This window comes from Chryseobacterium sp. HMWF035 (genome assembly GCF_003094695.1).
Classification (GTDB): domain Bacteria; phylum Bacteroidota; class Bacteroidia; order Flavobacteriales; family Weeksellaceae; genus Chryseobacterium; species Chryseobacterium gambrini.
The window spans coordinates 25328-50508 of the sequence record NZ_QEHP01000047.1 but is presented as its reverse complement, the minus strand read 5'-3'; the positions used below and the strand labels follow the sequence as shown (position 1 = coordinate 50508).

At 36.9% G+C, this 25181-nt stretch carries 18 protein-coding genes; 12 read left to right on the top strand and 6 right to left on the bottom strand.

What is annotated here, in order from left to right:
- Window positions 1-115 precede the first annotated feature (115 nt).
- The gene (locus DD829_RS07610; protein ID WP_228408147.1) at window positions 116-2737 is read left to right on the top strand and encodes a beta-glucosidase; all 2622 of its coding nucleotides are present in this window, start codon (window positions 116-118) and stop codon (window positions 2735-2737) included.
- A 93-nt stretch (window positions 2738-2830) separates the two neighbouring features.
- Window positions 2831-3091, top strand: coding sequence for a hypothetical protein (locus DD829_RS07605; protein WP_076396587.1), 261 nt, complete (start codon window positions 2831-2833; stop codon window positions 3089-3091).
- A 191-nt stretch (window positions 3092-3282) separates the two neighbouring features.
- Here DD829_RS07605 and DD829_RS07600 read toward each other — a convergent pair whose 3' ends face one another.
- Window positions 3283-4167 carry a hypothetical protein gene (locus DD829_RS07600; RefSeq protein WP_076396588.1) on the bottom strand — a complete coding sequence of 295 codons (885 nt, stop codon included), beginning with the start codon at window positions 4165-4167 and terminating at the stop codon, window positions 3283-3285.
- A 300-nt stretch (window positions 4168-4467) separates the two neighbouring features.
- On the opposite strand from DD829_RS07600, the gene lpdA reads away from it, so the two are divergent.
- From lpdA to DD829_RS07580, 4 genes are all read left to right on the top strand, one after another.
- Window positions 4468-5856 carry a dihydrolipoyl dehydrogenase gene (gene lpdA, locus DD829_RS07595; RefSeq protein WP_087706084.1) on the top strand — a complete coding sequence of 463 codons (1389 nt, stop codon included), beginning with the start codon at window positions 4468-4470 and terminating at the stop codon, window positions 5854-5856.
- A gap of 441 nt (window positions 5857-6297) precedes the next feature.
- Complete coding sequence (locus DD829_RS07590) at window positions 6298-6912, top strand: PH domain-containing protein (protein ID WP_108411509.1); 615 nt, start codon at window positions 6298-6300, stop codon at window positions 6910-6912.
- A 56-nt stretch (window positions 6913-6968) separates the two neighbouring features.
- Entirely contained in the window at window positions 6969-7559 is a 591-nt protein-coding gene (locus DD829_RS07585) for a hypothetical protein (protein ID WP_108411508.1), read from the top strand.
- 205 nt (window positions 7560-7764) lie between these two features.
- Entirely contained in the window at window positions 7765-8571 is an 807-nt protein-coding gene (locus DD829_RS07580; RefSeq protein WP_076396594.1) for a patatin-like phospholipase family protein, read from the top strand.
- A 277-nt stretch (window positions 8572-8848) separates the two neighbouring features.
- On the opposite strand, the gene ade is transcribed toward DD829_RS07580, so the two are convergent.
- Window positions 8849-10483, bottom strand: a complete 1635-nt coding sequence (ade, locus tag DD829_RS07575; RefSeq protein ID WP_108411229.1) for an adenine deaminase — start codon at window positions 10481-10483, stop codon at window positions 8849-8851.
- A 584-nt stretch (window positions 10484-11067) separates the two neighbouring features.
- The gene (locus tag DD829_RS07570; RefSeq protein ID WP_087706093.1) at window positions 11068-11499 is read right to left on the bottom strand and encodes a hypothetical protein; all 432 of its coding nucleotides are present in this window, start codon (window positions 11497-11499) and stop codon (window positions 11068-11070) included.
- Window positions 11500-11950: 451 nt separating this feature from the next.
- On the opposite strand from DD829_RS07570, the gene DD829_RS07565 reads away from it, so the two are divergent.
- Window positions 11951-13888, top strand: a complete 1938-nt coding sequence (locus DD829_RS07565) for an SPFH domain-containing protein (protein ID WP_116547650.1) — start codon at window positions 11951-11953, stop codon at window positions 13886-13888.
- A gap of 163 nt (window positions 13889-14051) precedes the next feature.
- Here the strand turns inward: DD829_RS07565 and DD829_RS07560 are convergent, their stop codons facing one another.
- The 3 genes from DD829_RS07560 to DD829_RS07550 all read right to left on the bottom strand — a co-directional run bounded on the left by DD829_RS07560 (window position 14052) and on the right by DD829_RS07550 (window position 16784).
- Window positions 14052-14747: an ABC transporter ATP-binding protein gene (locus DD829_RS07560; RefSeq protein WP_108411665.1), complete on the bottom strand. Its 696-nt coding sequence runs from the start codon at window positions 14745-14747 to the stop codon at window positions 14052-14054.
- An 84-nt stretch (window positions 14748-14831) separates the two neighbouring features.
- Window positions 14832-15395 carry a hypothetical protein gene (locus DD829_RS07555; protein ID WP_228408146.1) on the bottom strand — a complete coding sequence of 188 codons (564 nt, stop codon included), beginning with the start codon at window positions 15393-15395 and terminating at the stop codon, window positions 14832-14834.
- A gap of 456 nt (window positions 15396-15851) precedes the next feature.
- The gene (locus DD829_RS07550; RefSeq protein ID WP_108411507.1) at window positions 15852-16784 is read right to left on the bottom strand and encodes a LacI family DNA-binding transcriptional regulator; all 933 of its coding nucleotides are present in this window, start codon (window positions 16782-16784) and stop codon (window positions 15852-15854) included.
- 243 nt (window positions 16785-17027) lie between these two features.
- Here DD829_RS07550 and DD829_RS07545 point away from each other — a divergent pair, with 243 nt between their 5' ends.
- The 5 genes from DD829_RS07545 (at window position 17028) to DD829_RS07525 (ending at window position 25178) form a co-directional block, all read left to right on the top strand.
- Window positions 17028-19451 carry a TonB-dependent siderophore receptor gene (locus DD829_RS07545; protein WP_228408145.1) on the top strand — a complete coding sequence of 808 codons (2424 nt, stop codon included), beginning with the start codon at window positions 17028-17030 and terminating at the stop codon, window positions 19449-19451.
- 65 nt (window positions 19452-19516) lie between these two features.
- Window positions 19517-20644, top strand: a complete 1128-nt coding sequence (locus tag DD829_RS07540) for a glycoside hydrolase 100 family protein (protein ID WP_165796719.1) — start codon at window positions 19517-19519, stop codon at window positions 20642-20644.
- A 40-nt stretch (window positions 20645-20684) separates the two neighbouring features.
- Window positions 20685-21335, top strand: a complete 651-nt coding sequence (locus DD829_RS07535; RefSeq protein WP_108411181.1) for a uridine kinase — start codon at window positions 20685-20687, stop codon at window positions 21333-21335.
- Window positions 21332-22735 carry an MFS transporter gene (locus DD829_RS07530; RefSeq protein ID WP_108411182.1) on the top strand — a complete coding sequence of 468 codons (1404 nt, stop codon included), beginning with the start codon at window positions 21332-21334 and terminating at the stop codon, window positions 22733-22735. Before DD829_RS07535 ends, DD829_RS07530 begins: the two co-directional genes overlap by 4 nt.
- Window positions 22736-23165: 430 nt before the next feature.
- Window positions 23166-25178, top strand: a complete 2013-nt coding sequence (locus tag DD829_RS07525; RefSeq protein ID WP_116547649.1) for an ATP-binding protein — start codon at window positions 23166-23168, stop codon at window positions 25176-25178.
- The last annotated feature ends 3 nt before the right edge of the window (window positions 25179-25181 follow it).

Sequence of the window (25181 nt, the reverse complement as noted above, 5' to 3'; positions counted from 1 at the left end):
GGAGAGTTCCAAGTCTTGAATTTTTGGTTCTTTTGTTTTAAGACAAAAGAACAATAATTAAATCAAATTATGTATGTTCTTTAAATTTCGTTTTAAAATCATAGCAATCTCATTATTGAGCACAACATTTATTATAGCTCAAAAACCACTATACAAAGACCTCAAACAACCTGTTGAAGCCAGAGTTCAGGATCTATTGAAACGCATGACACCCGAAGAAAAATTCTGGCAGTGCTTCATGATTCCCGGAGATTTGGATAACGTTCCGAAAGATCAGTATTTCCACGGAATCTTCGGTTTACAGGTAAGCGCAGGAAATCAGGGAGGCGGAGTTGCAGGACAAATGCTGAAATATAATGCCAATGAAGATGCAGAAAGACTCGCAAAAAAAATCAATGCCATTCAAAAATATTTTGTGGAAGAATCGAGACTGGGAATTCCGATTATTCCTTTCGATGAAGCTTTGCACGGATTAATGCGTGAAGGAGCAACTGCTTTTCCACAGGCAATTGGTTTATCGGCAACCTTCAATCCTGAGTTGATGAAAGAAGTTTCAATAGCGATTGCAAAAGAGTCTAAACTGAGAGGAATCCGTCAGATTCTGACGCCGGTTGTGAATTTAGCAAGCGATGTTCGATGGGGTAGAACAGAGGAAACTTATGGTGAAGATCCGTTTCTGACTTCCGTGATGGGTGTCAATTTCGTCAGTTCCTTTGAAAATCAGGGAATTATTACCACTCCGAAACACTTTTTAGCCAATGTTGGAGAAGGCGGAAGAGATTCATATCCGATTCATTGGAGTAAAAGATATCTGGAAGAAACCCATTTAATCCCTTTTCAGAAAGCCTTTCAACAGGGAAAAAGCCGTTCGGTAATGACTTCCTACAATTTACTGGACGGAAGACCTTCAACGGCAAATCATAGGCTGTTAACAGAAAAATTAAAAAAGGACTGGAATTTCAAGGGGTTTGTCATCAGCGATGCAAGTGCAGTTGGTGGAGCAAATGTGCTGCATTTTACGGCAAAAGATTACGATGATGCTTCTGCACAGGCGATCAATGCGGGGCTTGATGTGATTTTTCAAACGGAATATCAACATTATAAACTTTTTATTCCTCCGTTTTTGGACGGAAGAATTTCTCAGGAAAGAATTGATAATGCAGTCGCGAGAGTTTTAAGAGCAAAATTTGAACTCGGTTTGTTTGAAAATCCTTATGTCTCTAATAAAGATATAGAAGAATTAAAGAAAATCAATCACAAAAAATTAGCGGAAAAAGCTTCGGCAGAATCTTTTGTTTTGCTTCAGAATAATCAGCAGACGCTTCCGATTTCAGAAAAATATAAAAAGATTTTAGTAGTCGGAACAGATGCTGTTGATGCAAGATTAGGCGGTTATTCCGGACCGGGAAATAAAAAGGTGAGTATTTTGGATGGCATTAAAAATTTAGCTGAAAATAAAAATATCGAAATCACTTATTCAAAAGGAATCGACTGGAATATAAAAGAATTTATGACGGTTCCTGCTGAAGTTTTGTCTTTTGAAAATCAAAAAGGTCTAAAAGGAAGTTACTTTTCAGATTCAGAATTAAAAGGAAAACCTGAATTTGAAAAACAGGACGAACAGATCAATTTCAAATGGACTTTGTATTCTCCCAATCCTGAAAAACTGCAGCCCGACAATTACAGCGTTCGGTGGACAGGAAAATTGGAAGCTCCAAAATCGGGAAAATATCAGTTAGGTTTAAGAGGAAACGACGGTTTCCGGTTGTTTTTAAATGGTTCATTGTTAATTGACAATTGGGAAAAACTCAGCTATTCCACCAAAACCGTTGAGGTAGAATTTACTAAAGGCCAGAAATATGATATTGTGATTGAATTTCACGAAAACAGGGGAGAAGCCAATATTGAACTGATCTGGAACTATGGCTTACATGACTACCGAAAAGATTTTAATGATGCTTTGAAACAGGTTCAGAATGCAGATTACATCATTGTTACAGCCGGAATTCATGAAGGGGAATTTCAGGATCGCTCTTCGTTAAGTCTTCCCGGGAATCAGGAAAAATTCATCCATGAAATATCAAAATTAAATAAACCCACGACAGTTGTTTTAGTGGGTGGTTCTGCCATAAAAACAACAGATTGGAAAGATAAGGTAGGAGCCATTCTGGATGTCTGGTATCCCGGAGAAGAAGGCGGAAACGCTGTGGCAAAAGTACTTTTCGGAGCAGAAAATCCGTCAGGAAAACTGCCGATCACTTTTCCAACAGAAGAAGGTCAGTTGCCTTTGACGTACAACCATCATCCGACAGGAAGAGGAAATGATTATTACGATCTGAGCGGCGAACCGTTGTATCCTTTCGGTTTTGGATTAAGCTATACCACTTTTGAAATCTCAGATTTACAGTTAAATAAAACAAAATATTCTGAAAATGATACAATTGTCGCAAAAGTGACTGTGAAAAATACAGGTTCGAAAGCAGGAAGCGAAGTCGTTCAGTTGTATGTAAAAGATCTGTTGGCTTCAGTTTCCAGACCGGTTATTGAGTTGAAAGGTTTTCAGAAAATTTATTTAAAACCCGGAGAATCCAAACAGATTTCGATTAAAATTCCGGTGAAAGAATTACAGTTTTTAGATGAAAAAATGAACTGGATCGTGGAAAAAGGAACGTACAGAATCTTTGTCGGAAACTCTTCCAAAAATCTGCCTTTGAAACAAAATATTGAGGTTGAGTAGTCCGGCGTAAAAAAATTATGGTATGATATGTGTAATATTTAAACCGAACAGGAATGAATTTCATGATAAATTCATTCAAAAAAAGTAAATATTATGAAAAAGTTATTTATATCAACCGTTTTATTAGTAGGATTATCAATGAATGCTTACGGACAGAAACGTCCACCTGCACCTCCACATCCTTCAAAAAGTGAGTTGATCAGTAGCAAATCGAGAGAGCTTGACAGAAGATATAAAGCTGAGAAAAAAGCAATTATGAATCATCCGCTTGCAACCAAAAAAATGAAGCAGGATCAATTAAGAGCTTTAAATGAAAAGTACCAGAGTCAGAAGAGATTACTAAGAAAAATGTAATTTCCCAATACAATAAAAACAGGCTATCCAATACAGATAGCCTGTTTTTTTATGTTCTAACCTAAGGAATAAAAATCAAAGATTTTTAAAAACGATTATGAGCTTTTTCATTTATAATGATCAGTTTTTAAATAAAATTTTAGTTCATCTTTGGTGACTTTTTGCGGTTAAAAAAAGTGTAAACAGGCTTATTAATAAACCTTTCTTGCAAGCAATAGATTTAAAAGGAATGTTCCGGTCCAGTTACTGTTGTTGGAGCCGTTGTTTCCTATAAAATCCACGCGCGCAACAGAAACCGTAAGTCTCGTTTTACCAGAAGTTCCGTTATTGGCAAGGCTTACAAAAGAAGCAATGAAAACATCCGGAAAACTAGAATTGTTTCCTGCGGTAAGCGAAGGATTCATATTGGTAATATTAAAAGGAGTTCCCTGATACTCGTAAACCAGAGTCATTCTGCTCGCATTGGAAAAACCTGTTCCTACCGAGAACGATGTAGATGCTTTGCTGATGACCCACCATGCATCAGTTCCTGTTCCCGTATCATATGCTGTATTAGAATGTCCGGTCCAGTCGGCAACCGGAGCTGTTCCCGAAGCGTGCGGCGGTATCGAAAGCTGTGTTCCGTAGATTTCCACATTATTAGGCTTCGGCAGCGTAATAAAAGAAAGATCCCATGTTCCTCCGGTAGTGTTGCTGTTATTTACCACTTCTGCATATGCTCCAGTAGGAATGATAAATGTAGAAACCGGAGTATTGTCTATTCTTAGCGTATTTCCCCCTGAAGCCTGTAAAGTAATATTGAAAGCAGAAATATTTTTTATCTTATAAATTCTTCCCGTAAAACTTGAGGCTCCGGAACCGATTACCGGTAGCGTAAACGTAGAATTGGCAGTGCCATTATAAGTGATGTAATGATCGTTGGCAACGATGGAATAAGCAGTTGCAGTCACCTGTCTGTAATTAGCGCTTACAGATCCGTTAATGTCTAATGTGCTGGTTGGTAAGTTTTTACTTATTCCAACTTGAGCGTTTGCAAAAATTCCGCACATCACAAAAATCGAAAAAATCTTTTTCATACATATTAATTTTAGTTGATTGCTTCAAAAGTATTAAAATTTTAATATGAAATTTAATTTTTAACTATCATTTTTAATAGTTTTAATAAATTGTATTGATAATATTAATCGAATGATGTTTTGGATAATATTTAAAAACTATTTCTAATTTTTGATGCTTTTATAATATGAACAACTTTTAAAGCTTAAGATAAAGTAAAATAAGCCAGACAATCGGAAATAAAACCTTCCGGGATCAATTTCGTCAGAATGCCATACATCCGATATTTTTCCTTAAATTCGCATAAAAATTTTAAACTAATGAATTACGATATTATTGTCATCGGAAGTGGTCCTGGTGGATACGTTACAGCAATCAGAGCGGCACAATTAGGTTTCAAAACAGCAATCATTGAAAAAGAAAATTTAGGAGGAATCTGCCTTAACTGGGGATGTATTCCTACCAAAGCTTTATTGAAGTCGGCTCAGGTTTTTCATTATATCAATCATGCTGAAGATTATGGATTGAACAAAGTGGAAGCTAGCTTTGAGTTTCCGAACGTAATTCAGAGAAGCCGTGGCGTTGCATCGAAAATGAGCAAAGGAATTGAATTCCTGATGAAAAAGAATAAAATCGATGTTATTCTGGGTACTGCAAAAGTACAGAAAGGTAAAAAAGTTTCCGTTACCGATAAAGAAGGAAAAGTAACTGAATATACAGGAACGCACATCATCATCGCAACAGGAGCGCGTTCAAGAGAATTGCCGAACTTGCCACAGGACGGTAAAAAAGTAATCGGATACAGACAGGCATTGTCTCTTCCTGAGCAGCCAAAATCTATGATCGTTGTAGGTTCCGGAGCTATCGGGGTAGAATTTGCCGATTTCTATAATACAATGGGGACAAAAGTAACCGTTGTAGAATTTATGCCAAACATCGTACCTGTAGAAGATGAGGAAATCTCTAAGCACTTAGAAAAATCTCTGAAAAAATCAGGAATCGAGATTATGACCAATGCTTCCGTAGAAAGCGTTGATACAAGCGGAGAGGGCGTAAAAGCTACCGTAAAAACAGCAAAAGGAAACATCGTTCTTGAAGCTGATATTTTATTATCTGCTGTAGGAATCGCTGCAAACATTGAGAACATCGGTCTTGAAGAAGTGGGAATCCAGACAGACAAAGGAAGAGTTCTGGTCAATGAATGGTACGAAACTTCAGTTCCGGGTTATTATGCAATCGGAGACATCATTCCTACTCAGGCTTTGGCACACGTTGCTTCAGCAGAAGGTATTACCTGTGTTGAAAAAATCAAAGGAATGCACGTTGAGAAAATCGATTATGGCAATATTCCGGGATGTACGTACTGTCACCCAGAAGTAGCTTCAGTCGGTCTTACAGAAAAACAGGCTAAAGAAAAAGGATACGAAATTAAAGTAGGAAAATTCCCTCTATCGGCAAGTGGAAAAGCAACGGCAAACGGAAATACGGATGGTTTCGTTAAAGTTATTTTCGATGCTAAATACGGAGAGTGGTTAGGTTGCCACATGATCGGAGAAGGTGTTACAGATATGGTAGCGGAAGCAGTGGTTGCAAGAAAACTGGAAACTACAGGTCACGAGATCATCAAATCTATTCACCCGCACCCGACAGTTTCTGAAGCCATTATGGAAGCTGCAGCGGCTGCTTACGGTGAAGTAATCCACATTTAATTTTTCACTTTGTCAAAGTTGAAAATCTTTGACAAAGTTGAAAATCTTTGACAAAGTTCAACAATATCAAAACCACAGATCAGAAGTCTGTGGTTTTTCTCTTTGAAAAGGATCTGTTTCAATTTGATATTTAAAATTTTATGATTCGATTATTTTACCGCGCAAAGTTTTAATTCAACTTTACACATTATTCTTAGAAAGCAAAGGCAAATAAAATTTGCTTCACGAAACCTGAAAACATTGCTTCATCAAATCAACTTGTTGATTCTTCTTTGCTCACTTCAATAATTAAATCTTTAAATAAAAACTTTGCGTTAAAAAATGAATGAAATTTTTGAATATTTAATCAAATTTAAACATTCTTTAAGATGATTTTTTTTGATTTTATCTCAGTTATTTTCTTAATTTTATTCCGGAAATAAAATACAAATACAACAAACTATGTTTAAAAAATTAGCTGCGGAAGCTCTGGGATTAGGAGATATCGGAAAAATTATCCCTTCTCAGGATTATGATAAAGTAGATTCGGACGATTATATCCTTTCCGAAGATAACGAGAAAATTTTCTTTTTAATTAAATCGAAAAGAGACGAATACTGCTTTACCAACAGAGCTTTAATCCATATCGACGGAGCCAGTGCATTAGATAAAAAAAGAGTCTTAAAGAGATACGAATATTATCAGTTTCCTTTCTCGAATATTGCTTTGCAGACGGCGGGAACCATCGATCTTGATGTAGAAATTTCTTTCAATATCGGGAATGTTCCTTTGATGATCAGCGTTGCAAAAGGTCAGATCGATCAGTTGAAAGATCTGTATAAAGCACTTTTGGCGATTCAGCAGGAAGTTCACCACAATCATTCTTTGCTGAATTTCTCTAACGACAGCATCCAGAAAGCCATTACAACAGTTGCTTCCGGAAAGCAGGAAAACGTTTCCAAAAGTCAGGAACTGAGAGCCATCAACGAGTATATTTTTGCATGGAACACCAACAGTTTTGATAAATATAATCAGAAAGACTTCTCAAGAATTTTTGAAAAGTATATTAATAATTAAAAATAAATTTAGATAATATGCCCGGAAATTTGCCGGGCTTTTTTAAACCACCATTCATGAAAAAAATCATTTTTTTGTTGCTTTTTGTATGCTTTAGCTTTTCATTTTCTCAGAACAAAGACGATAAAAGATATTTTCCTGTGGAGTACATTCTGAAAACATCCAGCGATACCATCAAAACGAAGATCAGAAATGTAGGTAAATTTTCCAATACAAAATATTATGTAGCCACGGTGTTACTTAAGATGAAAATGAGGGATTCTTCCGGATCTGAAACTTGGGTGGAACCAAAAGATGTGGAATACATTAAGATTACCGATGAAAATAATACCACTCATGAATATTATGCTTCTGCCGGGAAAATGGTTTTTGACAATGGTTTTGTAGAAATTTTGTATGAAGGCAAAAATATGAACTGGTACAGATTTTTTCCTCACGGCGGCTTAAAATTTGTTGGAACAGATTTCTTAATCGACGGCAGAAACCAAAAAATCATCAATGAATCCGGATTTTTCAATCCCAGTCTTAAAAATAGCCTGAAAGTAAGATTTGCGGCTTATCCGGATCTTCTCGCTATGATAGATTCCTGGAAAACAGATGACGATCTTCTGAAAATACTTAAGTTGTACGATAAAAAAGTGGGTTAAACTATTTCTTATTGAAGAAAACCTCTTTTAAAAAAGCTTTACATTAAATACTTAATACTAAAAATCATTATAGTTTTCTGGTTAAATAAGACCAGATCATCAATATTCATTTAAGCATAATTTTATTTGTGTTAAAATAATGCAAAATCACCACATTTAGAAAAATTAATCTGTTTTTATCGACTTGTTTTCTTAATTTTAATCTATGGAATTTGGGAAAGTTGGGCTTGTTTTATCGGGTGGCGGAACAAAAGGGATCGCACATGCCGGAGTTTTAAAATTTTTAGCGGAAAAAAATATTAATATTGATGTTCTTTCGTGCTGCAGCGCAGGTTCCATTGTAGGCTGCCTTCATGCAGTGGGTAAAACGCCCGAGGAAATTTTAGAATTTTTCAATTCGGTTTACTTTTTCAACTGGAAACATTTTGCATTCAACCAGCCCGGCTTGGTTTCTTCGGTGATTTTCAGAAATTATCTCAATCCTATTTTCGGCGAAATGAAACTGGGCGATCTCGATAAAGACGTAAGAATTGTGGCAACAGAATTGGTAGGAGGAACCGAAAAAATCTTTGAAAAAAGTTTTAAAATCGTCGATGCCATTATTGCTTCGTGCTCTATTCCCGGAGTGACGACTCCGTACATCATTGATGAAGAAATGTACTGCGACGGAGGCGTGCTGAATAATTTTCCCGCCGACATCATCAGAGACGATTGCGATAAGCTGATCGGTGTTTTTGTTTCTCCCCCACAAGACGTCAAAATCAATGATTTAAAATCGATTAAAGCCATTGTCTCCCGCTCGTACGATCTGCTTTCTTACCGCATCGAAAGAATTAAATTCGATCACTGCGACTGGTTTATCTCATCGCAGGAACTTTCCATCTACGGAACATTCGAAAGAAGAAAAGACCGTCTGGAACAGATCTTTAACATTGGTTATCAGGCTGCCAAAGAAAGCTTTAATGAAAGCCGTTTTTACGCTGATCTGGAAAACGAAAAAAGAATAGTCTGAAATCTTTGACTTCATTTCCCCTTAAAAAATTACTGAAAGTTGATACGTCTTGCATCTTTGCGGTTTACAAACAAAAAGGCAGTACAATTTATTTGATAAACTAATTTCAGAATTAACCACAAAAGGGACAAAAGACAATGTTAAAGCGAATTTCTATAATCATCAAAGCGCTCAAAAGAATAAAATCAAAGATTTTTAAAAGCTATTGTGAACTTTTCATATATAATTCGCAACTTTAAATAAAAGTTTATATCCTCTTTTGCGGTTAAATAAAAGTTTAAACAGACTTGATAAAGACATCCGTAAACTCAAAACTTTTCCCGTTGAAAAGCCCTTTGTCGCTAAGTTTCAGCTCGGGAATCACCAGAAGAGCCATGAAAGACAAACTCATGTAAGGCGCTCGTAATCTGCTTCCCAATTCCTTTGCGCGCCGGTCTAATCTAATATAAGCTTCTGCCACTTTTTCCGCAGGAAGATCCGTCATAATTCCGGCAATCGGCAGTTCCAGAACCATTTCTTCCTCATCATGGGCAAGAGAAATTCCGCCTTTTGCCTGAATGATCAGATTCACGGCTTTGCATATGTCATCGTCATTCGTTCCCACCACTACAATATTATGACAGTCGTGCGCAACACACGAAGCAATCGCTCCGTTTTTTAAGCCTATATTTTTGATAAAAGCTGTTGCAACCGGCGCATCCTGATAACGGTTCACCACAGCAATTTTCAGAATATCATTTTCAGGATCAGATTCAGCAAAACCATCGTTATTTAAAACTTCTGCATGAATTTCTTTTGTAATCAGTTGTCCGTCCAGCGTTTCAATCACACGAATTTTTTCCCCTTCACTTTTTACCTTAAAATCCGAAGGACTTTTTAAGCTGCAGCTAAAATTATTCACTGTCGCAGCTTCCACAGATTCAATAAACGATTCCCCGTTTTCTGAAACCAATGCTCCGTTGATGTACGTTTTTAAAATCGTAAAATCCGTGAGATTATCGATTTCTATAAAATCTGCATTGTCGCCAATCTGCAATAATCCGACCGGTAAATTGTAATGCTTAACTACATTGTACGAAGAAGCACGCAGCACATCATACAAATCATAACCCAAATCCAGAGCGCGTTTCACATGATCGTTGATATGAGATTCCAGCAAATTATCAGGATGCTTATCGTCACAGCAAAACATCATCTGATCCGGAAAATCTTTTAATAAAGGAATTAAAGTATCAAAATTTTTTGCCGCACTTCCTTCACGGATCATCACTTTCACCCCGAATTCAAGCTTTTCCAGTGCTTCCTGATAACCAAAACACTCATGATCTGTAGAAATTCCCGCACTGAAATAAGATTTCATTTCTTCCCCCATTAAACCCGGAGCATGACCGTCAATCGGCTTGTTATGTTTTTTCGCAGATTCCAGCTTTTTCAGAACCTCCTCATCTTTATAAATAACCCCCGGAAAATTCATCATTTCAGCCAGATATACAATTTCTTTCTTGCTTAAAAGCCCGTCAATATCACCCGAATCAATCACCGCACCTGCCGTCTCAAAATGGGTCGCAGGAACGCACGAAGGAGCCCCGAAATAAAAATGAAAAGGTACTTTCTGAGCATTTTCGATCATATAATCTACCCCTGAAACTCCCAAAACATTGGCAATTTCATGAGGATCTGAAATCGTTCCCACCGTTCCGTGCTTTACCGCAATCTTTGCAAACTCAGACGGAACCAGCATACTGCTTTCAATATGAACGTGTGCATCAATAAATCCGGGCAGAACATACGTATCCTGCTTTTCTGAAATTCTTTGTATTGAACTGATTTTGTTGTCTTTAATAATGATTTCAGCAGGGTAGGTTTCCCTTGCAACGATGTCGATCAGATTCGATTTAATGGTAAAAGCCATTGGATATTGATTATTTTAAGTGAATTTACCAAAATATTAGAAATAATACCATTTTTCTACACGTAAAATATTCTGTAGAATCATATCTGTACAACAGAAAAAGAAAATGCATCAGCAGAACTCCGAAGGAGTTCAATTTTTTAGAGTAACTTTAATGACGAAATGGGAAAAACAGATAGGATAGCCTTAACCTCAAACTTAGCCTTTCCAATCTAAATCTTTTTTCTTTGAAGCTTTTTCCCACTTTCGCTACTCGCTTTTTTAGAATTTCGGCGGCAGCGAAGCTGCCGCCGAAATTCTAAAAAGAGCTCAGACATGCCGCTCAATTGGGGCTAGAAATCAGCCATCCATTTACTATTTCAAAAATATCTTCAATAGATAACTCCCCCAAAATAAAAACTACAGCTTTTTCTATCTATCTATCTATCTATCTATCTATCTATCTATCTATCTATTGGTTTTTATCTTTCACCAGAAAAGTAAAACCCTTTGTGGTCCATAAAAATTTAAACAATTTTCCATTGTTTTAAAAAAAACAAAAAAATTCCTGACGGTGAAGTCAGGAACTAAATATATTATTGAAATTAATTTTTAACCACGTAACCATCCTGATTAACAATTGTTTTGCCGTTTCTGTCGGTTACCGTTAAAGTATACGGAGCTTTTTTCGCCGAACTCGTTAAATAATTTCTCCAGATCTGGTAAGTATATCCGTTATTATTAAACTCGTAATAATAATTTCCGCCTGTTCCGTCCGGAATCAGTTCTCCGTCCGAAATAATCATACTCGGTTTGGAAGTCACCTTTCCGTTGGCTGCCCAGGATTGATACAGATAATTTCCGTTGGGTTGTTTATCAATTTTAATTTTAAACTTTTTGGTTTTAATAATAAACGACTTGGGAACTTTTTCCTGCTGATAACTGATTTTTGAAACCGGATTTTCATTAAAAGCTCCAGCCTGAACCAATGAAAACTGAGCAATGCAAAATGCACCTAATAAGATTTTTCTGATCATTTTTTAGCTATTATTAGATGAAAATTTAATCAAATTTGAAGCCAATTCAGAGAGGGTTGATTAGTTTTAGATCCGATTTATCGTTAAAAATCACCCTGTCTGGATTAAAAATTATTACATCAAAAAAATAATTAAATTGATTATCAGTTAATTAATAGATTTTCAAAAAAATATTTAAATTTTTTGAAACAACTGAATATTTTTCTTTCTTACATTTGTATCATCAAAAGGATCTCGTTCCTTTCTTATCAAAATGAAACTAATTAACTTTAAGTTTTTCCTTTTAAAAGTATCAGAAATCATCTTCACGATTTTCAATACTTCACCTCCTGCACTTTCTTAAATTTTTCGAAAGAATTATCATATAATTCGTACTCTGTTTTTCTTTTTATGAAAAAATAGAGCGCAATTCCTGTTTTCAAATTTAATCATACAAAAAAACAAACAAACTATGGAATTAAGTTTTCATGGCTGGATGATTCCGGTCGTTATTGCACTATTGTGCGTTATTTTTTACAAATTTATCTTAAGAATTTTCTTCGGATTGGTCATTGTTCCGCAGGACAGAATAGGCTTGGTTACCAAAAAATTCGTACTTGTCGGTAAGCAGGAACTTCCCGAAGGAAGAATTATCGCCACCAACGGGGAAGCCGGTTTTCAGGCACAGACTTTGGCTCCCGGAGTTTATTTCGGAAAATGGATCTGGCAATATTCTATTGATTTTCAGCCTTTCACCGTAATTCCCACAGGAAAAATAGGCTTACTTCTTGCGAAAGACGGGATGGAGCTGGAAACCGGAAGAATTTTAGGAAGAAAAGTAGACTGCGATTCTTTTCAGGATGCCGAAGCATTCTTAAAAAACGGAGGAAGAAAAGGCCGCCAAACCGCCATCATTGCTCCCGGATCTTACAGAATCAATACTTTACTGTTTGAAATTGAACTCACAGACATGACCCAGATTCCGGATAATGCAGTGGGAATTATAACAACGATGGAAGGAAGTCCGTTGGAAGAAGGGCAGATTGCCGGAAAGATCATCAACGATCATAATAAATTTCAAGATGTTGATACTTTTTTAAACAGCGGTGGTTACAAAGGACTTCAGGAACAGGTGATTTTGGCGGGTTCATATTTCTTAAACCCTTGGTTTACAAAAGTTGAAATGGTAAAAATGACGGAAATTCCGATCGGTCATGTCGGAGTCATTATCAGTTATGTAGGAGAGGAAGGACAGGATTTAAGCGGCGTAGACTTTAAACACGGAAATATTGTAGAAAAAGGACATAAAGGAGTTTGGGCAGAACCTATCGGTCCCGGAAAATATCCGATTAACCCTTATATTATGAAAGTGGAACTTGTTCCGACTACCAATCTTGTCTTAAACTGGGCTTACGAAAGAAGCGAATCCCATCAACTCGATAAAAATCTTTCCACCATTACAGTTCGAAGCAAAGACGGTTTCCCTTTCAACTTGGATGTTTCGCAAATTATTCATATTCCGACGTATGAAGCGCCAAAAGTAATTGCCCGTTTCGGAAATATGATCAATCTTGTAAGTCAGGTTTTGGAACCAACGATCGGGAATTACTTCAGAAACTCTGCGCAGGACAGCGATGTAATTGCCTTTTTAGGAACAAGAAAAGAAAGACAGCAATCTGCAAAAGACCACATCAGCAGCGTTTTAGAACAATATAATGTAAATGCAGTGGATACGTTAATTGGAGCTATCGTTCCTCCTGAAAGTCTGATGAAAACTTTAACAGACAGAAAGTTAGCAGAAGAACAGAAAATTACTTACGAAACCGAAATGCTTGCTCAGGAAACGAGACAGGCTCTGGAAAAAGAAACCGCCGTTGCAGATATGCAGAAGGAAATTGTAAAAGCGGATCAGGGCGTTTTAATTGCAGAAAGAATTGCCGACGCATCCGTAAAAAAAGCAACCGGAGACGCTAATTCCGTAAGATTACAGGCAACTGCGGAAGGAGACAGACTGAAACTTCTGGCAACTGGTGAAGCCGAAAAAACAAGACTTCTCGCAAAAGCCGAAGCCGAAAAAATCGAATTACTGGCAAAAGCAAGTGCAGAACAGATTTCATTAACCGGTAATGCTGAAGCGGAAAAAATCTTAGCGATCGGTAAATCCAACGCAGAGTCTTACAAATTGTCTGTGGAAGCAATGGGCGGAAATAATTTCACCCAGTTAAAGATCATGGAAAATATTGCCAGCCAAAACGTAAGAATTATGCCTGAAGTGTTGATCGGCGGAAGCGGAGATTCAGCAAATGGAGGAATCAGCGGACTTTTGGGATTACAGCTTTTGGAGCAGGTTCAGAAGAAAAACTTAGAAACGGCTAATGTAATTGAAGAAAAAAGCGATAACAATTCTTAAATATTTTGGCTGAATGTAAGAATCAAAAAAACACAACATCATATATATTCAAAGTACAGAAAATTTTTCTGCTCACTTTAAAAACTTTTAACCATTCTATATATCTTTTGCCAAAATCTTCGGTGCAAAAGAGGAAAGCTCCAGATTTTGGAGCTTTTTCTTTTTATGCGGTATAGTTTGCAAATGCTTCTTCAAGGCTTTCGAACTTGCCTTTGAACTCATCAATCGGGCAGTCCTGCAGAATATTTCCTTTATGAATAAGGATCACACGTGAGCAAAGCGCTTCCACTTCCTGCATGATGTGCGTGGAAAGCAAAACCGTTTTCTGCTGTCCGATTTCCTTTACCACATTTCGGATCTCGATAATTTGGTTCGGATCCAGTCCGTTCGTAGGTTCATCCAGAATCAAAAGATCCGGCTGATGAATAATTGCCTGTGCAAGACCAACTCTCTGTTTATACCCTTTGGAAAGCTGACCGATTTTTTTAGATTTTTCAGGCGTAATTCCTACGAGTTCAATCACTTCATCTACTCTTGAAGCCGGAATTTTATGAATATTGGCAACAAACTGTAAATATTCTTTCACATACATTTCCAGATACAGCGGATTGTTTTCAGGAAGAAAACCGATCTTCTTTTTGCTTTCGATTTCGTTTTCCGTGATGCTTTTTCCGTTAAAAATTATTTCTCCTTCATCAATTTTCAGTGCGCCGACAATAGATTTCATTAAAGTCGATTTTCCGGCTCCGTTCGGACCCAAAAGACCGATGATTTCATTTCTGTCAATGGAAACGTTAATGTTGTTCAGAGCAGTCTGCTCACCAAATTTTTTGGTTAAATTATTTATTTGAAGAGACATAATTTCGTAATGATCTTTTTGCAAAAATAAAATAAAAAAACTCATCCGGATGAATGAGTTGATGCAATATTTTAAAAAGTTTGATTATTTTTTGGACTTCTTGCCTGAAGTTTCTGCGGCAGGCTGAACTGCAGCAGGTTGCGGATTGGAAGCATTCGTCGGCTGAACATTATTCTTTTGTCCCGGCTTTTCATACAATGCAGATTTTCCGTTGGTTTTACCGAAAATCTTATCAATCTGTTTTTTTGTAAGAAGCTGCGATTTTCCTACGAATTTTCTGTTTTTGTTGATATACTGGATAAACTGAACAGTAGGAGTACCGTAGTTTTTCTCAAAATGCAGTTCGATAATATCGTTCGGAAGTTCCAGAATGATGTTTCCTACAGGAATGTCGATAAATCCGTTTTCAATAATTTCATAAAGTCCGGAAACGTCTTTATTAAGATTCTGAAAAGAAAATGATCTGAAAGTATTAAGGTTGGCGGTGTTCAGATCCTGATAATTGAAAGTAAATTTATCATCTTTTTTATATAAACCTACGGCATTATCTTTACCAATTTCTATCAGAGTTTCGTTTTTCAACACCTTGATCTGTGAGGAAACTGAAATACCGAACATACATACAAATAGTAGAATTATTTTTCTCATGGGTTGATTTTTAATGCTATATAATCTGGTATTCTAAATTAACAAATAAAAACGCGAAAAAGTATTTTTTACTCCCTCAAAACAAATGTAACAATTTTTTTTAATATCTGTTAAAAGGAATCAATAGATAAAATTTATTCTTTTTAGCGTGAATTATATTAAATATTTGAAATTTAATTGTTTATAAAAGTAAATTTTAAATTTGTTAATTAATTGATAATTCTTAAAATAGAAGTTTGTATTTCATATTATTTTAAAAATCAATCACTTTACCCGATTATAAAAGTGATGCTTTAAATAATTTGTTAGCGAAAACTGTTTAAAATTTAGGGATTGAAATTATTGGCTTAAAGAGAGAAAAGTCCGGAAAGAGTAGAGTTGTTTTTTTCATTTCGTGTACGTTTATTTTGAGGCAAATTTAGCAAAAATAATCTATGAAAATCCTGTTATCCCCGATTACCTGTTATTTTTAATAAGCTGCAACAGCTTAGAAGCCGCCATCGTTCCCATACTGAACCCATCGTTGATGATGCATTCGTAAGATTCATCAAGATATTTCGGAAGTGTGCCTTCGGTTATCGCAATTACTTTTACATCCGAAGTCTGTACCTTCTTTTTGATAAGAGAACTGTGAAGTCCGGCAAGCGTTTCGTCACTCATCGCAAAATAACCGTCAAACTGTTCATAGTCCAGAATAATGTTCAGCTTTTCCTTTACGCTTTCTGCAGACTCACAAAAAATAACCTTGCATTCCATTTGCGGATATTCTTTCAGCTTTTGCAGGAAAAAATCCCTTCTAGTTTGGGTGATGTCCAGATTTTCATCCCCAAAAATGGCAAGAATTTTTTTGCAGCTATTATTGGCAAGCTTTTCAGCGGCAGTTTCCACATTCAGTTTATTATCAAAAATAATCTGTTCAAAAGAACTCTGAGAAATCGTTTTATCAAACATTACTACAGGAACTTCTATCTCCTTTATTCTGTTCAGGTGAGAAAGATCTTTCGTCTGCCTTGTAAGAGAAATAAGAATTCCGTCCACACGCGAGTTGATGCAGGTAATGATGTTTTCTTCCTCCATTCCCACAGATTCTTCAGAGGACAATACAAAAAAATGATACCCTTCCTTATGCAGCACAGAAGAAATTCCTCTTATAATAGAAGGAATAAAAAACATCGACATTTCCGGAATGATAAGCCCGATAACTTTTGAAGACTTTTTCCTGAAGTTGATCGCAAAATCATTAGGAATATAATTAAAAGTTTCTGCAGCCTCCTTTACTCTTTGCTTTACGGCATTGCTGATATCGGGGTGATCTTTAAGCGCTCTGGATACTGTAGATACACTGATATTGAGCATTTCTGCGAGGTCTTTTATAGTGACTCTTTTCATTTTTAAGTTAATTGAGGCAATTTTTGGGTTAATTTAGTGATGTTTCGAGGTTAAATTTAAGTTAAAAAATGTTAATATTTTGTTTTAAAAAGTTAATAAAAAGTTAAAATTTTTAGAAGTTATCCACCGCAAACGTTTGCGCAAACGTTTGAAATTAATATAAATTTAACACAAACCAAAAACTACATTTTGAATATGTTAAAAAAAATACTTTTAGACCATAATTAAAAACTCTTAAAAATTATGGAATCAAAAATTTTTACCAGATTGCTCATTTTCGGCGCGATGAATACAGCAGCCTTTATGTTTTCTCAGAGTACAGAAAATGATACAATTACAAGAGGTAAAGCAATCGATGAGGTAGTTATCACAGGTAACTCCAACCCTAAAGCTTCTATTAAAACCAGTACTTCTATTTCTACTTTAAAAATGAAAGATATAGAAAATGCTGCTCCAAGAACAACTGCCGAAATTTTCCGTACCATTCCGGGAATCCGTTCAGAATCTTCAGGTGGGGAAGGAAACTCCAATATTACGGTAAGAGGGGTTCCTGTTTCAGCAGGAGGTTCCAGATATCTATTGATTCAGGAAGACGGTTTACCGGTAATGCAGTTCGGAGATATCGCATTCGGAACACAGGATCAGTTTACAAGATTCGATTCTTTTGTTTCCAGAGTGGAAGCATTAAGAGGAGGTTCTGCATCTGTTTTTGCAAGCAATTCTCCAGCGGGGATCATCAACTTCATCACGAAGACCGGAGAAAAAGAAGGCGGAAGCATCACACAGCAGTTAGGATTAAACTATAAAAACTACAGAACAGATTTCGACTACGGAACGCAAATCGCAGATAACACGTTTTTAGCTTTGGGAGGGTTCTACAGAATCGGGGACGGACCAAGAAAAACAGGATTCAATTCCAATAACGGAGGACAGTTCAGAGTATCTTTACTGAAAAAGTTCGAGAAAGGAAGCTTCAGAATTTATGCTAAACTTCTGGATGACAGAACTGCCGCGTATATGCCGATGCCGGTTGCGGTTTCAGGAACAGATGCAGATCCGAAATGGTCTTCTTTATCCAATTATAATATCCTGAACGGTGCTTTACAGACAATTAATTTACAGCACGACAGAACATTAGGAAACGACGGTAATATTTTCAACAGCGATGTTTCAGACGGAATGCATTCCATTTCAAAAACCATTGGTGCAGAATTCAATTATGACCTTGGAGAAGGATGGAAATTTGAAGAAAAAATCCGTTATTCCGCAAACAACGGACAGTTCATTGCACCTTTCCCTGCAAGTGTAAGCAAAGGAAGCGATTTCTTTACGGCAGCTAACTTTACCAATTTCGGAAGTGCGGTGTATTCAGGAACCAATACTCCGGTTGATATGAATGCCTATTACATGAAAATAGCACTTTTCAATGTAAAGCTTAACAACTTCAATAATTTTGTGAATGATTTTAACATCAGCAAAAAATGGAGCAATGTGAAATTCAACGCAGGATTGTACAAAGCTTCACAAAACATCAATATGGACTGGATGTGGAATAATTACATTCAAGAAGTAAGCGACAGCAATGCAAGATTGGTAGATGTTAAAAACCTTTCAGGAACTTTCATTACAGATCAGGGTTTACTTAACTATGGAATGAAAGACTGGGGGAACTTAAAAAGAAATTACAATACGAAATATGATATTACTGCGCCTCATGCACAGATCGAAATCAATGCAACCGATAAATTAACCATCGATGCAGGTGTAAGATATGATATCGGAAAAGTAACAGGAACTTTTTCAGGAGGAACCGTTACCTATACAAGCCGCGATATGAACGGAAACGGAGTAATTGATATTCCTGAACAATTGGTAGGTTCTAACGACAATATCAATGTTCCTGTAAACTACAGATACGGAATTTTCGGATATTCAGTGGGAGCTAACTATGCTTTAAACAGTAAAAACGCCGTATTTGCAAGAGTGAGCCAGGGTGGAAGTGCTTCTGCAGACAGAATTTTATTCTCAGGATACAATTATACCAATAATGACGATCCTGCATTGGACGCTGTAAAAGTAAACAAAGTAAATCAGGTGGAAGCCGGTTACAAACTGAGAGGAGCAGGATATTTCCTTAATACAACGCTTTTCTATGCAGGAACTAAGGAAGCGAATTACGAAGCGACTACACAGAGAAAAACAGAAAACAAATACGAGTCTCTTGGGGTAGAATTGGACGGATATTACAGAATTACAAAAGGTTTTGACATAAAAGCAGGACTTACTTACACTCATGCGGAAATTAAAAACGCACTGGATCCTACCATCGTTGGAAACACGCCTAGAAGAACACCTAAATTCATGTACTCCGTAAACCCTAACTTCAGCGTAGATAAACTGAATGTTGGTTTCTATTTAATCGGAGCAACAAAAGCTTACACTCAGGATTCAAACAAATTAATTATGCCTGGTTATGCGATTGTAAACCCTTATATTTCTTACCAACTGATGAAAAATCTTTCGGTTAGCGTAAATGCAAACAACATCTTCAACACCATTGCAGTTACAGAAGCTGAAGAAGGATCTATCGCAGGAGGAAACGGAATCGTAAGAGCAAGAACGCTTCCGGGAAGCAGCTACAGCGCAAGTGTAAAATTTGACTTTTAATACTTTTACCTCTAAATGTGGAATGAATGAAAGTTCATTCCGCATTTTTTTCAAAAAAATGTAATATGTTTAGACAGGAAGCCATTGAAATTATAAGGAAAGCCATTACAGAAGAAGGAATTCTGGCATCTGCACAACAAAGAGACAACTACGCAAGAGTATGGGCGAGAGATTCTATGATGACGGGATATGCCGGAATTTTAGTAAATGATGAAGAAATTCTTGCCGGACTGGAAAAATCTGTTCTTACACTCGCTAAACATCAGGCGGAAAACGGACAGATCCCTTCCAATGTGGTGAATGATAAAGCAAGCTACGGAACACACGTCGGAAGAACCGATGCCACAACATGGTGGATCGTTACAACCTGCGAATATCTTACAAAAACGCAAAATCAGGAGCTTAAAAACAGTCTGAAAGAAAAAATTTACAAAGCCCTTTCCTGTCTTAAAAGCTGGGAATACAACCAGAGAGGTTTGGTGTACAGTCCGTTGGGCGGAAACTGGGCAGATGAATATGTAACTTCCGGATATACTTTGTACGACAACGTTCTGAGATATTGGGCTTTAAAAAATGCTGCTGAAGTTTATAATGATGAAACATTAAAAACTGTAGCGGAAAATACAAAAAATCTGATTCAGGAAAATTTTTATAAAAATGAAAATGCTTCAGATTCAGCTAAATATCACGAAACGGCTTATGCGAAAGTTACCGCAAAACCCTATTTCTACGCTTCGCTGAATGCAAACGGATATGACGGACGTTTTGATCTTGCAGGAAATGCACTCGCTCTTTTACTGGATTTTGATCTGGATACAAACGCTTTTTCAGAATTTTTAAATGGAGTAAAAGAGGAATTCAGACATTGGATGCTTCCTGCTTTTTATCCCGTGATTTTCCCCGGAGATGACGATTGGCGTCTGCTGGAAAACAACTATAGCTACAGCTTCAAAAACGAACCCTATCATTTCCATAACGGAGGTTCATGGCCGATATTTTTAGGCTGGCTTTGTCTCGGACTTAAACAGAAAGGCGTAACAGATATTCCTGAAAAAATCCTGAAGCAGTACGAAGAACTGATGAATGAAAAAGGAGAGCATTTCAGAGAATACTATTCCACAGATCAGCTATTGCCATTGGGAACAGATCAGCTTTGCTTTTCGGCATCGGGATATCTTTTAATGACTTATTAAAGTACAGTTTTTCAAATTTTTCATCTTAAAAAAGTAAAAAATGGTCGGCGACGTTATAGAATTAAAAGAAAAACATCTGGCTACAGCCAAAGAAATAACAGCATTATTGAAAAAAAACTTTCCCTTGGATGGAAAGCAGAAAATTGCGATCGGGATTGCAGGAGAAAGCGGAAGCGGAAAATCGGTAACTGCTTTTGCCCTAAAGAAAATTCTGGAGCAGGAGAATGTGAAAAGTTTGGTTTTGCAGATGGACGATTATTTTAAACTTCCTCCGAAAACCAACCACGAGAATCGGTTAAAATCTCTGGACAATGTAGGAATTAAGGAAGTAGATCTTGAAAAATTATCTCAGAATATAAAAGATTTTAAAACAGAATCTGCGGAGATTGAAAAGCCTTTGGTTTACTACAGCGAGAATCTGATCAGCAGTGAAAAAATCGGTACTTCAGGGTACGAAGTCATCATTGTGGAAGGAACCTACATTCTCGAAATTGAAGAATTTGATTTTAAAATTTTCATAGACCGCAATTACAAAGACACTCACGAAAACCGTATGAAACGCAATCGTGACGAGCAAAGTGACTTTGTAGAAAAAGTTTTGGAAATTGAACATCATATTATCCGCAGTTTCAAAAATAATGCAGATCTTATTCTCGGAAAAAACTATGAACTTGTAAACACAGATTTATGAACGCAAAAAGAATCATTCCGCGCCTGAGTTTCTGGCAGATCTGGAATATGAATGTCGGATTTTTCGGGATTCAGTACAGTTTTGGGCTTCAGCAGACTGCGGTTAATCCCATCTATTCGTTTTTGGGAGCGCATGCAGAACAGCTTCCCATCCTCAATCTGGCAGGTCCCATTACCGGATTGCTGATCCAGCCGTTAATCGGAGCCATCAGCGACAAAACCTGGAGTCCAAAATGGGGGCGCAGAAAACCGTTCTTTTTGTTAGGAGCATTATTCTGCAGTATAGCCTTGTTTTTATTTCCTTTCAGTTCTACCATTTGGATGGCAGCGGGACTTTTATGGATTCTGGATGCCGCAAATAATACCGCAATGGAACCTTACCGCGCTTTCATCGGAGACAAACTTCCGGAAGATCAGCAGACATTTGGTTTTCAGATGCAGAGTCTGTTTGTAGGAGCGGGGATTACCCTTGCCAATCTATCGTTATTTGTTTTTCAGAAATATTTAGGCGGAAATTCTGCAAGTGGAGGAATTCCTGTATGGGTTTATTATTCCTTCTTTTTGGGTTCATTCTGTTCAATCGCATCTGTTGCGTGGTCCGTGTATAAAACACCCGAAATCCCGCCAACGGAAGAAGAAATTGAAGAATTAAGAATCGCAAAGGAAAAAAGTACATTTTTTACACCTTTTGTAGAAATTATTGTTGCAATAAAAGAAATGCCGAAAGTTCTCTGGCAACTCGCGTTGGTTTATCTTTTCCAGTGGTACGCACTTTTTGTCTATTGGCAGTTCATCACGCCGATGCTGAAATCGTCGCTATACGGAATTTCCGAAGCGGATGAATCTAAAGCCAATAATTTTCTGGAAAGTGCAAAAAACGGCGCTTCAATTGTTGCAGAAGATCTTAGCTGGGCAAAAGGAATACTGCATCAGGTTGAGGTTGCAGTAGGGCAGACCGGATTAATGAACGGTTCCTATAATATCGTTACGATGCTTTCCGCTTTGCTCTTGGTTCCCTTTGCTAAAAAATTTGGTTCTAAAAACACATATATATTTTGTTTGTTCCTTACAGGTTTAGGTATTATGACCTTACCTTTTATTAAAAATGAATACTTCATTTTGCTTCCGATGGTTGCATTGGGAATCGGATGGGCTTCCATGATGGGATTGCCGTATTCTATGGTTTCTCCATCCATTCCTCACAGCAAAAGAGGAATTTACATGGGAGTGATCAATATGATGATTGTTATTCCTATGCTCATTCAGACCTTATCCTTCGGTTTTATCTTTAATAATTTTCTGGGAAATAATCCTTCTTCGGCTATTATTTTAGCAGGAATTCTGTTTGTAGTGGCTGGAAGCTGCGTCTTTTTAATAAAACCCGATGGGGTAAAAAAGTAGAATAAATGTAAAGAGATCTTCATATTATTTGGTTAGGAAGCAGGCTGCAAATTTTTTTTTGCAGCCGCTTTTTTTATGGCAAACCTGTTTAAGCTTAATCGCGATAAAATTAAATATCAATCCTTTATTAAAAGTCTTTGATTTTCCTGCGTCTTAAAAGATTTGGGATTAATAAAAAACTTGCGTCCTTGCGTTTTCCGACAAGAATATTTTTATTTTAAAAAAGTGTAGACAAACCCGGTATGTATCAGTTTTCAAACTGTAATTCCCTTTACTGTAAAATAAAACCGGATCAACATAAAATTGTTTGTTTTGGCTTACATTTCGTTTGAAGATCGTATCAAAAAACAATTATTAAAATTCATAAAACTTTATATTCCGGTTTTTTTAGTAGTTTTTAATAATTATATTTGATTATTTAAATTGAATTATGAATTCTCCTCAGAATATTTCCCCTGAAAAATTATTGTCTGTACTATTTTATTCTCCCAACGCAACGGCTGTTTATCAGGGTGATGATATCAAAATCATAAGCGCAAATGAAGCCATGATTAATTTTTGGGGAAAAGGCAGCAGTGTTGTAGGAAAAAATATTCTGGATGCTGTTCCCGAATTAAAAGGGCAGCCTTTTTTTGATATGCTGCAGAATGTATGGAGATCCGGACAAAGTTTTATAGCGAAAGATTATCCCGCTATACTTAATATCGACGGAGTGCTTCAGAAATTTTACTTCGATTTTGAATATAAGGCAATTCTCGATTCTTCAGGAAAAACTGAATATATACTTCACACCGCATCTGAAGTTACAGAAAGACAGGAAGCTTTAAAAATGGTGGATGAAAAATCTAAGTCTGAGCAGAAACTAATTAATGATCTTTCCGCACTTAATGAAGAATATCTTGCCACCAACGAAGATCTGAGTTCTAAGCATGAAGAGCTTTTTAGCGTTAACAATAAGCTTTTACAGACCAGAAAAGAACTGTTAACCGCCAATCATACTTTAGCTGAAAACGAAAAAAGATTCAAAACTTTGGTGGAAAAAGCTCCTGTAGCAATGGCTTCTTTAAAAGGAGAGAATTTTGAAATAGATATTGTGAATGATATGGTTCTGAATATCTGGAACAAAGACCGGTCGATTGTCGGGATGCCTTTGCAGGAAGCACTTCCGGAACTGATCGGACAATCATTTATTGATATTCTCACGGAAGTGCATGAGAAGGGAGAACCTTATTTTGGCAAAGAAAACAGGGTTCTGATAGAAAAAAACGGACTGCTTGAAGAGCTTTATCTCAATTTTGCGTATCAGCCGATATTTGATGAAAATAATAAAAGCACATCTGTTCTCGTGGTGGCAAATGATGTTACCGAGCTGGTACAATCCAGACATTCGCTTACTGAAATAAAAAACAGGCTTGAAATTGCTCTGGATGCAAGCAAATTGGGCTCCACGGAAGTAGATCTTGAAACCGGAATGATGCAGAGCAACGATCAGTTTAAATATAATTTCGGATATATGCCCGAAGAAGAATTCAATTATCCGGATCTCTTTGAAGCGATGCTTCCCGAATACAGGGAAAAAGTGAGAAGTCTGGTACAGGAAGCCATTAGAACCAACGGCATCTATAAAGCAGAATACCCTGTAAAATGGAAGGACGGCTCCATCCACTGGATTCAGGCGCACGGAAGACCCAGATATAATAAAAACGGTGTTGCGGACAGAATGGTGGGAATGACTTCCGACATCACAGAAAAAAAACTTGCGGAACAGCGCAAAGACGACTTTTTAAGCGTTGCCAGTCACGAACTTAAAACTCCGCTAACCGCTGTAAAGGCTTCCATACAATTGCTGAACAGGATAAAAGACCGTCCTTATTCTGAAATTCATACCCGCCTTATAGAACAGTCGGATAAGGAGATCGAGAAAATGCATATGCTGATTGATGATTTGCTGAATATGAGCAGATTAGGACAGGATCAGTTAATGCTCGAATACGGAGTTTTTAATCTGCACGAAATGCTGAGTAAAAGCTGCAGCCATGTGCGATTCGAAAATAAATATCAGCTTATTTTAAAAGGAGATGAAAATCTGATGGTGTATGCCGATGAACACAGGATAGAACAGGTCGTGGTAAATCTCGTGAATAACGCGGTTAAATATGCCAAAGATTCCGAAGAAATTCATATTTCCATAGAATCACTGGAAAATGAGATCAAAGTTTCTGTCCGCGATTTCGGAAACGGCATTTCGGAATCTTTACTTCCTCATCTTTTCGACCGTTATTACCGTGTGGAGCATATGAGCAAATCTTATTCAGGGCTTGGTCTTGGATTATATATCTGTTCTGAAATTATTAAAAAGCATTCGGGAAAAATTGGAGTTGACAGTAAGCTGGGAGAGGGAAGTACATTCTGGTTTACTCTTCCTGATAAAAAGGTGAGTTAATAA

Coding starts and splice junctions, on each gene's coding strand:
- DD829_RS07590 (WP_108411509.1), top strand. CDS start 6,298: ATGTTTAAAAAATTAGCTGCGGAAGCTCTGGGATTAGGAGATATCGGA.
- DD829_RS07585 (WP_108411508.1), top strand. CDS start 6,969: ATGAAAAAAATCATTTTTTTGTTGCTTTTTGTATGCTTTAGCTTTTCA.
- DD829_RS07560 (WP_108411665.1), bottom strand. CDS start 14,747: ATGTCTCTTCAAATAAATAATTTAACCAAAAAATTTGGTGAGCAGACT.
- DD829_RS07535 (WP_108411181.1), top strand. CDS start 20,685: ATGGTCGGCGACGTTATAGAATTAAAAGAAAAACATCTGGCTACAGCC.
- DD829_RS07540 (WP_165796719.1), top strand. CDS start 19,517: ATGTTTAGACAGGAAGCCATTGAAATTATAAGGAAAGCCATTACAGAA.
- DD829_RS07600 (WP_076396588.1), bottom strand. CDS start 4,167: ATGAAAAAGATTTTTTCGATTTTTGTGATGTGCGGAATTTTTGCAAAC.
- DD829_RS07550 (WP_108411507.1), bottom strand. CDS start 16,784: ATGAAAAGAGTCACTATAAAAGACCTCGCAGAAATGCTCAATATCAGT.
- DD829_RS07580 (WP_076396594.1), top strand. CDS start 7,765: ATGGAATTTGGGAAAGTTGGGCTTGTTTTATCGGGTGGCGGAACAAAA.
- lpdA (WP_087706084.1), top strand. CDS start 4,468: ATGAATTACGATATTATTGTCATCGGAAGTGGTCCTGGTGGATACGTT.
- DD829_RS07605 (WP_076396587.1), top strand. CDS start 2,831: ATGAAAAAGTTATTTATATCAACCGTTTTATTAGTAGGATTATCAATG.
- DD829_RS07545 (WP_228408145.1), top strand. CDS start 17,028: ATGGAATCAAAAATTTTTACCAGATTGCTCATTTTCGGCGCGATGAAT.
- DD829_RS07565 (WP_116547650.1), top strand. CDS start 11,951: ATGGAATTAAGTTTTCATGGCTGGATGATTCCGGTCGTTATTGCACTA.
- ade (WP_108411229.1), bottom strand. CDS start 10,483: ATGGCTTTTACCATTAAATCGAATCTGATCGACATCGTTGCAAGGGAA.
- DD829_RS07555 (WP_228408146.1), bottom strand. CDS start 15,395: ATGAGAAAAATAATTCTACTATTTGTATGTATGTTCGGTATTTCAGTT.
- DD829_RS07570 (WP_087706093.1), bottom strand. CDS start 11,499: ATGATCAGAAAAATCTTATTAGGTGCATTTTGCATTGCTCAGTTTTCA.
- DD829_RS07530 (WP_108411182.1), top strand. CDS start 21,332: ATGAACGCAAAAAGAATCATTCCGCGCCTGAGTTTCTGGCAGATCTGG.
- DD829_RS07525 (WP_116547649.1), top strand. CDS start 23,166: ATGAATTCTCCTCAGAATATTTCCCCTGAAAAATTATTGTCTGTACTA.